This window comes from Blautia sp. NSJ-175 (assembly GCF_022867815.1).
Classification (GTDB): Bacteria; Bacillota; Clostridia; order Lachnospirales; family Lachnospiraceae; genus Blautia; species Blautia celeris.
In genome coordinates this window covers 155,650-170,289 of the sequence record NZ_JALIFQ010000012.1, presented here as the reverse complement: position 1 = coordinate 170,289, position 14,640 = coordinate 155,650, and the positions used below count along the sequence as shown (strand labels likewise).

At 39.9% G+C, this 14,640-nt stretch carries 15 protein-coding genes, 1 tRNA gene, 1 rRNA gene and 1 pseudogene; 11 read left to right on the top strand and 7 right to left on the bottom strand.

From position 1 onward, the window contains the following. From MUB35_RS18970 to MUB35_RS18945, 6 genes are all read left to right on the top strand, one after another. Positions 1-156, top strand: a 23S ribosomal RNA gene (locus tag MUB35_RS18970); the annotation flags it as partial. Positions 157-300: 144 nt separating this feature from the next. Next, positions 301-371 (top strand) — tRNA-Trp (locus MUB35_RS18965). Positions 372-1,134: 763 nt separating this feature from the next. Further along, positions 1,135-1,494, top strand: coding sequence for a PadR family transcriptional regulator (locus MUB35_RS18960; RefSeq protein ID WP_054353843.1), 360 nt, complete (start codon positions 1,135-1,137; stop codon positions 1,492-1,494). A gap of 1 nt (position 1,495) precedes the next feature. Continuing rightward, entirely contained in the window at positions 1,496-1,912 is a 417-nt protein-coding gene (locus MUB35_RS18955) for a hypothetical protein (protein WP_103733235.1), read from the top strand. Continuing rightward, a complete protein-coding gene (locus MUB35_RS18950; RefSeq protein ID WP_244806629.1) occupies positions 1,881-2,381 on the top strand; it encodes a hypothetical protein in 501 nt (166 codons plus the stop codon). Before MUB35_RS18955 ends, MUB35_RS18950 begins: the two co-directional genes overlap by 32 nt. Before the next feature lie 109 nt (positions 2,382-2,490). Further along, positions 2,491-3,027 carry a hypothetical protein gene (locus tag MUB35_RS18945; protein WP_244806628.1) on the top strand — a complete coding sequence of 179 codons (537 nt, stop codon included), beginning with the start codon at positions 2,491-2,493 and terminating at the stop codon, positions 3,025-3,027. Between the two features lie 386 nt (positions 3,028-3,413). Here MUB35_RS18945 and MUB35_RS18940 read toward each other — a convergent pair. After that, positions 3,414-4,580, bottom strand: a pseudogene (locus MUB35_RS18940) (IS256 family transposase). A gap of 154 nt (positions 4,581-4,734) precedes the next feature. Here MUB35_RS18940 and MUB35_RS30505 point away from each other — a divergent pair. Both MUB35_RS30505 and MUB35_RS18935 read left to right on the top strand, forming a co-directional pair. Continuing rightward, complete coding sequence (locus MUB35_RS30505) at positions 4,735-4,860, top strand: hypothetical protein (protein ID WP_255786139.1); 126 nt, start codon at positions 4,735-4,737, stop codon at positions 4,858-4,860. 1,141 nt (positions 4,861-6,001) lie between these two features. Continuing rightward, on the top strand, positions 6,002-6,361 hold the full coding sequence (locus tag MUB35_RS18935) for a hypothetical protein (protein ID WP_244806627.1): 360 nt from the start codon (positions 6,002-6,004) through the stop codon (positions 6,359-6,361). 397 nt (positions 6,362-6,758) lie between these two features. On the opposite strand, the gene MUB35_RS18930 is transcribed toward MUB35_RS18935, so the two are convergent. The 4 genes from MUB35_RS18930 to MUB35_RS18915 all read right to left on the bottom strand — a co-directional run bounded on the left by MUB35_RS18930 (position 6,759) and on the right by MUB35_RS18915 (position 9,090). After that, positions 6,759-7,202, bottom strand: coding sequence for a hypothetical protein (locus MUB35_RS18930; RefSeq protein ID WP_244806626.1), 444 nt, complete (start codon positions 7,200-7,202; stop codon positions 6,759-6,761). Then, positions 7,189-7,404, bottom strand: coding sequence for a helix-turn-helix transcriptional regulator (locus MUB35_RS18925; protein ID WP_033144073.1), 216 nt, complete (start codon positions 7,402-7,404; stop codon positions 7,189-7,191). Before MUB35_RS18925 ends, MUB35_RS18930 begins: the two co-directional genes overlap by 14 nt. A gap of 353 nt (positions 7,405-7,757) precedes the next feature. Then, a complete protein-coding gene (locus MUB35_RS18920; RefSeq protein WP_187370679.1) occupies positions 7,758-8,444 on the bottom strand; it encodes a peptidoglycan DD-metalloendopeptidase family protein in 687 nt (228 codons plus the stop codon). Between the two features lie 40 nt (positions 8,445-8,484). Further along, complete coding sequence (locus MUB35_RS18915) at positions 8,485-9,090, bottom strand: TetR/AcrR family transcriptional regulator (RefSeq protein ID WP_199687331.1); 606 nt, start codon at positions 9,088-9,090, stop codon at positions 8,485-8,487. Between the two features lie 436 nt (positions 9,091-9,526). Here MUB35_RS18915 and MUB35_RS18910 point away from each other — a divergent pair, with 436 nt between their 5' ends. Continuing rightward, positions 9,527-9,757 carry a DUF4177 domain-containing protein gene (locus MUB35_RS18910; protein ID WP_033144072.1) on the top strand — a complete coding sequence of 77 codons (231 nt, stop codon included), beginning with the start codon at positions 9,527-9,529 and terminating at the stop codon, positions 9,755-9,757. Positions 9,758-9,824: 67 nt separating this feature from the next. Here the strand turns inward: MUB35_RS18910 and MUB35_RS18905 are convergent, their stop codons facing one another. Beyond that, the gene (locus MUB35_RS18905; protein ID WP_033144071.1) at positions 9,825-10,046 is read right to left on the bottom strand and encodes a hypothetical protein; all 222 of its coding nucleotides are present in this window, start codon (positions 10,044-10,046) and stop codon (positions 9,825-9,827) included. 300 nt (positions 10,047-10,346) lie between these two features. Here MUB35_RS18905 and MUB35_RS18900 point away from each other — a divergent pair, with 300 nt between their 5' ends. After that, positions 10,347-11,744, top strand: a complete 1,398-nt coding sequence (locus tag MUB35_RS18900; protein ID WP_148393573.1) for a YfcC family protein — start codon at positions 10,347-10,349, stop codon at positions 11,742-11,744. Between the two features lie 18 nt (positions 11,745-11,762). Beyond that, positions 11,763-13,190, top strand: a complete 1,428-nt coding sequence (locus MUB35_RS18895) for a M20 family metallopeptidase (RefSeq protein WP_148393574.1) — start codon at positions 11,763-11,765, stop codon at positions 13,188-13,190. Between the two features lie 84 nt (positions 13,191-13,274). On the opposite strand, the gene MUB35_RS18890 is transcribed toward MUB35_RS18895, so the two are convergent. Continuing rightward, a complete protein-coding gene (locus tag MUB35_RS18890) occupies positions 13,275-14,612 on the bottom strand; it encodes an HTH domain-containing protein (RefSeq protein WP_103732145.1) in 1,338 nt (445 codons plus the stop codon). Positions 14,613-14,640: the final 28 nt, after the last annotated feature.

Genomic DNA, 14,640 nt, shown 5'->3' with positions numbered 1-14,640 from the left:
GCTGAAGGCATCTAAGCGTGAAGCCCCCCTCAAGATGAGATATCCCATTCTTTAAAGAAGTAAGACCCCTTGAAGACGACGAGGTAGATAGGGCAGAGGTGGAAGTGCAGCAATGTATGTAGCTGACTGCTACTAATCGGTCGAGGGCTTGACCTGAGCACGGAAGTGCGAACGGCGGAGTTGAAAAAAGGTTTTTGAGTTTTGTATATGCGGTTTTGAAGGTACATTTCAGAAAATTGTTTTTTTTGAAAAAAAGTCTTGAAAGAAAATCTATTTTATGTATAATAATAGATAGGATATAGGGGATTAGTTCAATGGTAGAGCACCGGTCTCCAAAACCGTCGATGGGGGTTCGAATCCCTCATCCCCTGTTAAGAAAACTTTATAATTAAAGGAGAAAATGGCTGTATGTTGATATGAGTCAATATGACCGTTTGAATCCTTTGGTAAGCAGTGATATAAGAGTAAGATATATCTTATTTTTATATTACTGCTTATTTTTTATTGCATAGCACATTTGTGTGATGGACCAGTGTTCGAGACACCCAGAGCTTCATATCCGGTTTCTAAAAATTCTGTATGCGTCATAGCCACGTTTAACTGCCGAGGTGAAATAAAAACCCTTGCGTGTTAGATTAAGGCTTGCCGAAGGACACATAGACGTGTATATAGATAGGATCGTTTCGACAGAACATTATAATGGCTATAAATATACGTAGGTTTAGAGTGCTGGTTTCTGCAAGGCTATTGCATTCCTGTACAGGGTATAATAGAAACCGTGCAAGGTAAATTTTGCGTCTTAAAGTATGGAGCTGGAAAAGAGGGTATCAGGTTAAGAACAACAAGGCTGTATAAGAGCGAATCTGAAACTAGGGTGGCGATTCCAAACTATGGTAGACGTTGGCGTAATCCATATGATTATGAATATTAAAAAAAGACTGCATAATTACAGTCCTTAATGCAGAAGTTATTTGACCGGTGTTTCTGATGGTTAATTGTTTGATGAAAGTGTTCAAAATGCCTAATTAATATTAGTTTTAACTAGATAATATTGTTGTTTTTAATATAAATAAAAACTACTATTGACATTTACGACTATTCATTTTAACATAGTATATAGAAAGAGGTGAAAATGTGAGATATTGTGATGGATTTAAAAAGGGAATAATGGATTTTTTGTATTTAAGAATTCTTGTTGAAGGAGATTGTTATGGGTATCAAATCTCACAGATTTTAAAAAAGGTAACAAATGGTGTAATTGAGGTAACAAATGGTTCTATGTATACATCACTTGATAGATTAGTGAGTAAAGGGTACATAACAGATTATAAGCGGGCCGTTGGCGATACGCCTCCTCGTATATATTATCACATAGAAGATGCCGGAAGAGAAGTGTTAGGATATATGCTTGAAGGTTATGATGAATTTGAAAAAGCTGTCCATATGGTATTGGATTACGTTCCCCATGAGGTATCGCAGGAGGATGTTGTATAGTATGGAATTGGTCTATATGAGAAATAATTGTGCGAAAAAGTATTATAAGATATTGAGAGAATTATTCTTAAACGTAAATTATATGAATGGGAGGTTTTTAACAAATCTAAAATTCAATTTAACAGAATATGTAAAAGAAAATCCGGGATGTACATACGAAGAATTGGTTGAAGTGTTTGGACGGCCAGAGGAAGTTTTTTGTGAATATATTGCCGGACAAACCCCAGATTATTTAATATCAAGCATAAATAAAAAACATTTAAGAAAATGGGTGGTGTTAGGTTTAAGTGTAGTAGTTCTTTGCTGTTGTTTTGTCTGGGGATTATTTTATTATAGGTTATATATTGAGTGTAAAAATACTATTATTGATAAAGAAGTAATTATTATTGAGGAGGGGGATAGTTATAAAAAAAATTAAAAAATTAGTTGGGATCTTATCGGTTATAATGATGTTATGTTTACAAGTGGTGGTGGTTTCAGCAGCTCCAACAGATACACAAGAAAACATTATTAGTGTTGAACGAGAATATCTTGAAAATGTTGATTATATAGAGACTGTTTTAGCAGAATCACCAATTGCTCTGTATGGTAACGGAACTAAATCAGGTTCAAAAACGTCAACATATTACAGTAATAGAACGGCTTTATGGTATGTGAAAGTTACAGGAAGTTTTGCATACACAGGTAATAGTGTGAGGTGCACAAGTGCTTATGTGGATGCTGACTCATATACCAGTTTTTGGAAGAACACAGATTGTTCTTCCAGCCGCAGTGGAAATATAGCAACAGCAAGAGTTACAGGTACACATTTTTATGGAAACACTATTTTAGAAACAATTGATAAGTCTGTTAGTTTGTCTTGCAGCGTGGATGGTTCACTATACTAGAAGCTGTAATACCATCAGTTATGTCAAGCTATCCAAACGATGATATATTTTTAGAGTACAGTCAAATACCTCACTCTTTTTCAGGGGCTGGTGGCATAGGAACTGTCGTTTGTCATTCAAGCACTCAGTTGAAAAAGATACTCATAGATATGCATGTGCTGTTGTAGCTTTATTGAATATTTGTGCTCAATCTGGGACAATGCATGGTACTTTAGCCACAACATTTAATAATCTTTGGACAAAAACTAACACAGTTGAAGATCCGGAAACGAGTCCTGATAAAAATGGTAACATATTAGGAACAACAACAAATGGAAATATCGGGATAGGTATGAAAAATTATATGAAAACATATTTAAATAAAGATATATCATATACCCAAAACTCAAACCCATCATTTGAAGTTATAAGGGTGACAGTTAATGCTCCAAGACAGCAAACTTTTTCATATGGTCTTAATGTAGGGGGAGACCGTCATGGTCATACAATTACAGTTGACGGATATAGAATAATAACAAATGAGGGACATTATCTTCAGGTGGCAAATGGTTGGGATAGCTACACTAAATATTTAAATATGGATACAACTAGTTTTATGGATAAATATCAAACTACTTTTATAGGAGTTCCGGTTTACCTTGATTAAAAAAATTAAATTATGCATATGCCTCATATTTTCAATTATTGCATTAATAGTCATAGTTTATATGGTTCGAGAAAGTATAAATGTTCATTACATATCTAATTTGTCGAGTGGACCAGGAGATTTGAATTTAGAAGAATTAAAAGGTGAAGTGATTCAGATAATTGATGAGCATACTCTTATAATTAAAATTACGGATTTATTTGACTATGAATACGAAGAAATACAAGTGGATGACAACGTTATAGTAAAAAGTCATCTGGTATTATTATCGCCATATATTCATCCTGACTATAGTACACCGTCAAGAAACTATCAGATTAAGACGGGTGATGTAGTCTCATTTTATGCTTCGGATATATCAGATGAAAATGGAATAAATATTATAATTAATGACTATTTATCAATAAAAAAGGCGATTCCAATGGGGAGGAACCCCACTGGGTGCCTGCTACATGACGGAGTCTGGCACATACGAGCATTAAAGCACTCTGCCCATCCGGGAAGGCACAGATCGCTTTTGTTCGTCTCTTGATTTCACGGTTGAGACGCTCAATTGTATTATTGGTACGGATTCGATTCCAGTGCTGGTTGGGGAAATCCATATATGTAAGTGTTTCATCAATACCGTCTTCTAGTTTCTTGGCAGCGGCGGAAAGCTTCCTTTCACGGAGTTTTTGGGCTGCCTGAGCAGCTTTTTCACGGGCTGCTGATTTACATTCCTGTGAATGAATTGCCTTTAACATCATGGCTGCTTCCTTCATACATTTGCGTGGTGTTGCAGAGAAGATGTTGCGGTAGAAATGTACAGTACAACGCTGATATTTTGCATCAGGAAACACTTCGGGGATTGTTTCAAGCATACCAAAGCATTTATCACCTATGATGAGGCGTACACCATATAAACCACGCTCTTTGAGCCAGATAAAGAAGGAACGCCAACTCTCTTTATCTTCCTTCATGCCCTCGGCTGCGCCAATAATTTTACGGCAACCGTCCTGATTAACGCCGATTGCAACAAGGATGGAGATGTTTTGAACCTCACCGCCCCAACTGCGTTTCAGATATACACCATCCACATAAACATATGGATATTCTCCTGTCAGTGGTCTTGTACGCCAAGTTTCAATGTGTTCATAGGCCTTTTTGTTAAGGTTACTGATGGTTCCGGGAGACACTTTGGTTCCCCACAGAGATTCTGTGATATCCTCAACACGGCGAACAGAAACACCGGCAAGGTACATCTAGATAAGGGCTTCTTCAACAGAGCATTCTCTGCGGCGATACCGTTCGATAATAGCAGTTTCAAACTGAACACCTTTTAGTTTAGGAACTTTTAGGGTGACATCCCCAGCAGTGGTCAGGAAGTTACGGTTGTAATGGCCGGAACGGTACCCTTTACGATTACCAGAACGCCCATACTTCTCAGCATTTACTAACTCTTCTGCTTCATGATCAAGCAGGGCATTGAGAGTTTCCTCAACACTGGAGCGGACTAAATCTCGTAAATCGTGCTTTATTAAATCCTCGTTGAGTTGTATAATGTTATCAGACATGTTTTATAGCCTCCTTTGTGAGATTTTTGTGTGGTAACTTAATTCTACCAAACGGCTATAGAACATGTCTATTTTTATAAAAGTGAATTTTCGAAAATAATTATACGTCATCTTAGTGAGTGGTGGTTATTAACTGTTTTGAGAGGAGAAGTATATGAAAAAACGAATCATTTCTTTGATAATTATAGGGCTATTATGTGTTTCATCTGTTGTGCCTGTGGGTACAGCAACTGATGCAGAAGTCGCTAAAGCCGCAAGTGAATTTGCTTTTCGACAATAATGTATGTCTTTGGTAAATACGCTGGGTGATACTATTGAACTTGAAAGAGCAGAGGCTGGAATCTCAGATGTGCAATCATACAAGAAATATTGGATAACTGCATTGCGACTTCGACAGATGAAAATGGAAATGTAACTGATTTAAAAATAAAGGCGACAATAAGGGATTTGGGAACAGTCACGCGTTCTGCCAATGAAGAGAGTAGTAATTTATACGCATTAACTGCAGTAGCATCTGAGCAAGTATATAATGAGGAGTATGTAACTCAAGATGGAATTACTGCTTATAGAACTTTGATATGGATAGATAATTTTGGTCCGCTAAATGAGTTGTACGGGGTTAGTGGACAATGGGTTAGTAGGACAAGTGATTTTCCTAATTGGAGACAAGTAGATTATGGTTCTACCAGTGGGAATTACAGAATTGCATATCCTACCATTAATGCGTTTACTTATTACGGAGCCGGATATGGGTCTTACATAGGCTTAATCTTATATTTAGATATGGAATGTAATACCGGATACGGCACAGATGTTCGCTTACGAATATTAAGCCATTAAATTAAACATTCAGACTAATTGGAGATGAATTAAATGAGAAATGTTCTATACCAGATACTAAAAACATTGGGTTTATACTTATTTGCATTTGTTTTATTTTATCTTTGTAATATGGTAATAGCATGTATAACCAATAATAGCATGGTATGGTTTGTGTTAATATGTGTACTGATGGTGGTTGGAGGGATTTTGCTTTCATTATTCATCAGAAATAGCCATATAACAAAAAAAGAAAATTTGAAAAATATTGCGATTCAAATTGTGACTATTTGCGTGTTATTGATTTTGATTGATTTGAAATCATATAATCAAATTTATTATCCAATTAGTCTGTTGCGTGATAATTTGGAAAAAGTGATTAGTAAAGATGCCGCTTCATTCGTCACAAGAACGCTTCCTGTACTTCATACGACTTATTTTTTAATTGCGTCTATTTTCTGGGTGTTTTATACATTGACTCGTACTGTGAAAATACATAAGATGAATTATTAATTAGAAAGATAGGCGATACCAGTTATAGGTCAGTTCATCTAAAATACCGTATACTATAGTTATTATGATATGCGTGAAGGAGATGTATTATGGTTAGCATTTTCTATATAATCTTAGTATTGTTGCTGATTTTACATACGATTTTATCTTTAAAAAAGAATAAATTTTTAGGACTAATAGTACCATTAATAACTATATTTATACTATTCTGCAGAGATAAAACAGAATTATATAGTATTATGTGGAATAATAATATGTATGAATATTCAGCAAGAAGTGATTTTGAGGAAAAAGCAGCTGATCTTATTGAGCGTAATGAAAATTATACAGGTGTCATAACTGAAGGACATGGAAGGACCATGATACTTACGTTGGTTATAAAAGGTGTTTTATGCCTAGAAGTTGTAATTTGTATTATTTGTTGTCAAATAAGAAAAAGGAGAACGTAATATATGAGAAAAAATCAAAAAAATTGTTGAGTATGTCTATAGCAACATTGTTAATAATATCCACATTAAATAGTAGCATGGTATATGCTGCTGAAGAGAGTAGCGAGTCTCAAAAGACTATCAATTATTATTCAGTAGTGGTAGGGAATAGTTTTTTTCACTTTCTCAATACTTTTTCCAGATTCATCAATCAAAGTCTTTAAAGCGATTAGAATAGGTTAATCCTGTAAGCTGTTTTTCTGGTCGTGTCATGAAATTCAGCAGGTCAGCGCAGAAATGCGCTGACCGTAAGAATCCGCTTAGCAGCCAGGCAAAAATCCTATCGCCAAAGGTGGATTTGCGTGAATGTTTTTCTTTAACTTTGAGGGCACTGATTTAAATGAGCAGGAACATATATTTAATACTTTTTCATTAAGTGATTAAATATCACAATACCAATCACAATCTGAAAGACTAAATATCCGCCCAGGACTAAAACGATAATATTACCTGTTTGTACGATTTCCAGAGAATTTAAGACTGCAAAGAGCATCATGGAGACCGCAATCACAAAAAGTCCTGCCGTATATGCGTATCTTCCGGACTTGTCTCTCATCTTTTCTTTTAATTCATCGTGTAATTCGATTTTTTCATTTTCCAGTTTTTCAGCATAACGCTCTTTATTTTTCGGAGAGGACCAATAGCAATATTTAAATATCATCATGATTCCGGGGATGATACCGGCGCCTGCAAAACCGAAAAATAAACCATCTAATTTTGTATCAGTCAATAATGCGGTGCCCAGAAAAACGATTCCTGCCAATAAATACACGATTCCTGTGATTAAATTACTTTTTTTCATTTTGACAACCCCTTTCATGAATAAAAATTTTTTCTATGCTTGTGTCAAAGAAATCTGCAATCGTAAAGGCCAGTTCCAATGAAGGATTATACTTCCCTGTTTCGATTGAACTGATCGTTTGTCTTGAAACTCTAATTGCTTTTGCGAAATCATCCTGGTTCATGCCAGCTTTTTTTCTTAATTCTTCAACTCTGTTTTCCACATAATACCTCCTCTCTTCAAGGTTTTCTTATATCCTTCGTGTGATCCAATCTGATGTTATGACAAGTTTCCTTTACAATTTTAGTATATTCTACTATATGGGTTTTGTCAAGGTTCCTTTACATAAAAATGCAGCTTACGGCACGTTCTTATTGAAAGTATGCCGAGTATAGCAGCAGCTGCTATAAAAAAGGATGGAAATATTATGAATGATGCATTAGCGGCAGAACAGGTCGTCGCTTATTTAAAAGATTTGGCGGAGAATGTATGTGATAGATGGGAAAAGTTTGATAAAAGAGGCAAGATGGACCAGAGTGCAGATAAGTTTCTTCGGAAGCCGAAAGGCACAGATGCTCAAAATCGAATTCTGTCCTTGTCGGTCGGAATACCGTTGGTTATTGTTTCCCATTCGCCGTTTTTAAATACTTCGTAATTGGCAAACGCGCAGGGAATCCCCTTGGCTGAACACATATCATCACTGTCCATGAGCTGAAAATGCAGATGAGGAAAAAAGGAATTGCCGGAATGTCCTATGCAGCCTAAAAGGTCTCCCTTTTTTACCTTCTGTCCTATTCGGACCTTGACAGAGCCGTATTTTAGATGTGCAAACGCGGCATAGATGTGGTCATCATATTTTATAATAATATAGTTGCCTGTGACAGACTGTATGCTGTCTCTCCGGGGGCGAAAAAAATGTGCACTTTTTAAAGCAATAAAAATATCAGAAAGAAAAAATGCACGTCTTCTTTCTTTATAAAAATCTTTTGCATCAACTACAGTACCGCTGCAGGGGGCATAGATGTCTTTTCCCCAGCAATAGCATTTGCTCAGGGAGACGCCGAAGAGCAGGTAGGAAAGCCAGTGCACCCGATAATTCGGATGGCCTCTGCGTGTCCAGTCCACCTGTAAAAAATCATAGGCATATCGCGTGCCGAAACGGTTTGTGCCGTGGCTGGGGACCCGAGTTCCGGGGGTATTGGGAGACATCCACTCACCCCTCAGGGGAAAATCAACAATGACAGGCGTATTCACATCACTCATTTTGCACCTCACATTAGATTGCAGAGTTTTAGGCAGCATATTAAACAGTTTCCGATGTATAAAATATCTTGCGCAGTTCTGCAAAGTAATGATTCAGTCTGCGTATGAAAGCGTCACTGTCTATATGAGCCACTTCCATGCTTCGGATCTCTTTCAGTATCTCATTCGTAAAGCCGACATTGGACCAGAAGATAAACTGCTTGCAGGTTTCAATATCTAATCCTTTTCTGAATTTTGTTTCATCTATATTGTCAAATAATTTCGGATAGCAGTCGGCCGGCCTGGCAGTGTCGGAATTCTCTGTGTGTGAGAGCTTGCTAAACTCTAAAATCCAGGGATACTTTTCGGATAATTTAAGCTGCAGGAGATAGGACTGCTGCAGTCTGGCAAAGATATCCTTTTCATCAAAATTCATCTGTTCCCAATACTCTTTTTTTATCAGATTGGAAAAATAATCATGTACAATAAGATAGAGTTCCTGTTTGCTGTTCACATAGTGAAACATGAGTGCTTTGGATATACCGGCTTCTTTTGCAATGATATTTGTGGATGCCTTGTCATAGCCCTGCGATGAAAATTCTTTTAGCGCGGCATTTAACACAGCATCTCTTCTTTGAGGCTCCATGTTTAATAGTTTTGCGGGCATGATAAACTCCTTCCTGCTGTTTACCTATCAGATCAATATCTATTATAACTTTATTTACCTAAAAGGTCAACGAATTCTTCTGTTATTTTTTTGATCTTACATATGGTATTTGCAAGCAGGACAGTCACAGCTAAGTTCGGCATGATCAGGAGGGTTTCTATCCCCGGTTCGGCATCATATGGCAGTTTGGGTACGGCAGCATCTGTGTATTGCGGAATTGTTAATGGATACGGGGCGTAATGGCATGCTTGTGTTTTGGAGATCTTGTTTTACCGATTGTTTCCGAGGGATAAAAAAGGTATAATAGTTTTGAGATTACATGTGCGAATCACAGACAGAACCTATAAGGTAGGAAAGAAGGTCAATGTGAGATACATAAAAACAGAGAAAGGATATTGCGGGTATATCCTGTGCTGACAAAAAAAGGAGACAGTTTATGAAAAAGTATGAATACAAATTTATTGAGATTCCCCTTGTGCCGGTTAAGAAGGAAAAGGCAAAAACCGTACGCGGTGAGATGCCGCCGGTTCCCTTTGAAGCCTGCAGGGAGGCGATCGTCCGGGAAGCAGCCGATGGCTGGCGCTTAAAACAGATATTGGAACCAAAAGTGAGCGTTTACGGCGGCAATTGCTATCAGATAATTTTTGAAAGAGAAACAGAAGAATAAGAATCACAGATATAAGTGAGCCCTCCGGCCGTTTGAGCGAAACGGGCCGGAGGGCTCACTTATGTTTTTACTCGTTTGTTAAACTAGCGAGAACTTCATCAAGTGATTTACCTGATTCCATTACTGCTTTATATAAAGCCTCTTTTTTGTCTTCCGTGATTTTCTGTTCGATTTCTTTTTTCCTGCGGCGCAATTCTTTTAATTTTTCTTCATATGTGGCGATTTCCCCGATAACTGCCTGCAGTTGTTCGTCCAGTGTCCTTGTCTCTTTTTTGCGTCCTCTCGCCATTCTGTAATCCTCCTCATACATAAAATAAATTCATTTAACAGTATAACATTTAAAATAGGGAATTTCCACTATTTTATCCTTAATATTCTGAAATGTTTTGTCATAGGGGGTATAGGTAATCGCCATAAACGAAACACTTTTTTGTGTATTATTTCCGAAAATCAGTAAATTTTATCTGCAATTACTGCCAATTGACTTTATCCGGATAGAGTGGTATCCTACTATAAAAGAACGGTTCTGTAAGCGTGCTTAAAATAACTGGTAGTTTACAGTGCGAAAGTGAAAACGAGGAGGATTTTTATGAAAAAAGAGAGGAAATTCAAATTTTCTATGCCGCATGCCTATGTGATCATGATGACCATGGTTCTCATCAGTGCCATTTTAACCTGGGTACTGCCTGCAGGGCAGTTTGACCGGGCTGTGGATCCGGCACTTGGAAGAGAACTGGTGGTGCCGGGGAGTTATCACGGGGTGGATGCTAACCCAATCGGCCCTTGGGCTTTCTGCATGAGTATTTTTCAGGGGTTTGTAAATGCAGCGGATATTATATTTTTCCTGCTTTTCGCATGCGGTTATGTAACGCTTCTGATGAGCACAGGGACCCTGAATGCCCTGGTGGGATCCATACTTAGAAAAATTAAAGACAAGGATTATTTTCTGATTCCCATATTTTTCACACTTTTTGCCCTGGGAGGCACCACATTCGGAATGAATGAGGAGGCATGGGGGCTGATTCCTGCCTTTGTGGCCATTGCAATTACACTGGGATATGACAGGATCGTGGGTTCCTCCATTGTCATTCTGGGTACAGGTGTCGGGTTTGCTGCTGCAATCTTAAATCCCTTTACGGTTGGCCTGGGCAGCAGTATTGCAGGCATACCCAGTGTTGGGACGAAGATCACCACATTCCGCATCGTGGCATTTGTCTGTTTCGTGGCTGTGACGATCCTCTACATAATGCAATATGCAAAGAAAATAAAAAAAGACCCAACAAAGAGTTATCTCTATGGTGTACCGGAACCTACCGTCACGGCAAGCCGTGATGAGGTTATGCAGATGCCCTTTACAGGAAGACAGAAGATCACTTTGCTGGGATTCGGAATCATTATCATGACCATTGCCATAGGCGTGGCAAAGTTTGGGTTTTATCTGCAGCAGCTTGCAGCCGTATTCTTTATCGGTATGATCATAACCGGCTTGATCAACGGTATGGGGCCCAGCAAAATCGCGGATTCCTTTGTGGAGTCTTCCAAGTCCATGGTATTTACAGTTCTTATGATCGGATTTGCACGCTCCATTGAAGTTGTGATGAGTTCCGGTAACATTATCGATACGGCTGTTTTATATCTGTCAAATATCGTGAAAGGATTTCCATCAGGGTTTTCAGCATTTGCCATGCTGCTGGCACAGAATCTGATCAATTTCTTCATACCGTCAGGAAGCGGGCAGGCGGTTGTGACTGTGCCGATCATGGCGCCTCTGGCTGATGTTGTGGGGCTGAATCGTGAGATCGCCATCATAGCTTACCAGTTCGGCGACGGCTTTTCAAAAATGTTCTGGCCTACCGGATGCGCGATGATGTGCGGTGTCATGGGAATCGGGATGAATAAATGGTATAAATTTATCTGGAAGCTGTTTCTCATGTGGTTTGCACTGGAGGTTATCCTGATCATGGGAGCTGTAATGGCAGGTATATAAAAAGGAGAAGAATTGGATATGATACAGGAAAAAGAAAGATTATGCAGAAATATTGAAAAGAGAGAAGAAATTTACTCCCGGATCAGCCAAAAAATATGGGAATACGCGGAACTGGGATTTAAGGAACACCGGTCGGCAAAGCTGCTTCAGGAGACATTGGAGAGAGAAGGATTTCAGGTGGAAACTGGGCTTGCGGGAATCCCAACTGCTTTTAAGGGCACTTTTGGCAGCGGAGGACCTGTAATTGCCATTTTGGGAGAGTTTGATGCACTTCCGGGGCTGAGTCAGAAGCCGGGAACAGATGTGCAGGAAAAAAGAGAAGATACGGACTGCGGCCACGGATGCGGGCATAATCTGCTGGGAACCGGCTCTCTTGCAGCGGCTGTGGCTGTCAGGGAATATCTGGACCGGAGCGGGACACCGGGCACTATCATTTATTTTGGCTGTCCCGGGGAGGAAAAAGGCTCCGGCAAGACATTTATGGCACGGGAGGGATGTTTTAAAGGGCTTGATGCTGTGTTCTGCTGGCATCCCTGGGATGTGAACGGGCTTTTCGCATCCAGTTCCCTGGCAGATATCTGCGCCACTTTTATTTTCCACGGCAAGGCATCTCATGCCTCCGCCTCTCCTCATCTTGGCAGAAGTGCTCTGGATGCGGTGGAGCTTATGAATGTAGGGTGTAATTTCTTAAGAGAGCATGTGATCCCCGAGGCCAGAATCCACTATGCGATCACAAACGCAGGGGGAAATGCAGCGAATGTTGTACAGGAAACGGCAGCTGTCTACTATGAGGCAAGGGCACCGCGGCTGAACCAGGCGTTTGAAATATTTGAGAGAATCTGTGAAGTAGCGCGGGGAGCAGCAATCATGACAGGTACTTCCTATGAAATGGTGCGGGGAGATGGATTCAGCGATTACATACCCAACAAGGTACTGGGAAAAGTTCTGATGGAGAACTTTCAGGAAGCTGGTGCTCCGGCATTTGACCATGCGGATCATGAGCTGGCCGAAAAAATACGGGATACTTTTTCAGAACAGATGATACAGGAGGCCGCAGCAGCGGTGGAGAATCAGCATGGAGAAAATGCGGCAGCGGCAATGGAGGGCAAGGTGTTGGCAGATATAGTACTGCCTGTAAATCCGCTGAAAAGTACAATGCCCGGGAGCACAGATGTAGGGGATGTGAGTTATCAGGCACCCACAGGTCAGATTCTGACTGCCTGTAAAGCCTTTGGAACACCGGGGCATTCCTGGCAGGAGGTCAGCCAGTCAGGTTCCTCCATAGGAAAAAAAGGAATGTTGACAGCAGCAAAGGTCATGGGAATGGCTGCTATAGATGTCTTCCGAAATCCGAAAATCGCTGAGGATGCGAAAAAAGAATTTGACGCAGCAGTAAGAGGAGGATATCATTGTCCGATCCCGGAGGAGATAAAACCGGATTTATAAAAAATACAGGAAAATATGAGAGCAGCCATACGGGGATACCGGAATGGCTGCTCTCATGTTTCCTGAAAGGAATGTGCTGTCAGGTCAGTATTTCAGATTGATCTGGTAAATGTTGATGGGCCGCCCCTTATTGCCGGAGCGCCTCATACCCACAACCTCCGCATATCCGTCCTTCTGCAGCGCAGCCAGGAATTTGTTGGCAGCTCTGGAAGAGATATTCAGATGGTGCATCAGTTCCTGGGAGGTAAGTTTGTTGGTACCCTCTTGTTTCATGACGCGGATGATACGCACAATAGTTTCTGAGGAGAGACTTACCTTATCTGCGATATCATTGATATAATCGCCGGAAACCTTCATTCCAGCAGGAACCAGACCAATCTGCAGGACCGTGAGCTGATCATTTTCATCTATCAGATAACTGCCGTCTTCCCGGAGACTGCCGTTTCTGGAATAATGACTGGCATCAACGGCATTTATCCTGGCCTGATAAAAGGTGTGGCCAATGCCATATCCTACAGAACCTTTAAAAGAGAGCAGGCTGTGAAGCTGTTCCAGTATCTGGCATTTCTTAAAATCCCCTGTGATCTCTTTTATGATGCTGTAATCTCCATACAGTTCAAAATCCCGGTATGTGTTTTTTATCACAAGGCGGTTCAGGTATTTTTGGTTCAGCTCCATGATCATCTTATTGATCTCCAGCCGTGTCTTTTCGTATGACACCTCATCCTGAACCGGCATATTTTCCATATTAATATGTATGACAGCAGGCAGATGGCTCTTCATATTTTTTATGGATATGCTTTTTTTCATGCTTTTTACAATATCACTGATCATGTTTTCATCAGGATAGACATAAATACAGGGAATGGATGTATCCCGCATATTTTCAATCACGCTGTAGAAATAAGTGATGATCATATCCAGTTTGTTCTGGGCTGCCAGCTCCCTGTACTTTACGGAGAGCGCAGCCTCCCGTTCATCCAGATCCACAGAGGAAGAGAAGTCTCTCCACTCCTCCTCGAACTCACGGATGCGCTGGGCGAACCGGTTGCTGACAAGAAGCTCTTTCAGGGTATGGCCGTCCTGAATAAAATCCATACCGATTCTGGAGAGTTTCAGGTGTTCATCCAGCACAATCTGCTGGAGCAGAATGTGGTAGGTGTTCTCCACACTGATGTGGAAATAATCCACCACAGCGTCGGCTGCCTGCTCGCCAAGGGAATATATGGCTTTCATGGGGGCAATACCGCTGACAAGAAATCCTTCAAAATCATCTTTGATTTTCAGATAAATATTTTTAAGCTCGTCCAGAGTATCATAAGTGAAGTATTCTACGGAGACATCTTCGCTGATTCCAGGGAGATGATCATTATAATGCTGGTAATAGTGCTGTTTCAGCAGCAGTGCAATTCGGTATCCCATAAGTTTTCCCCTTTAATATATAACAATA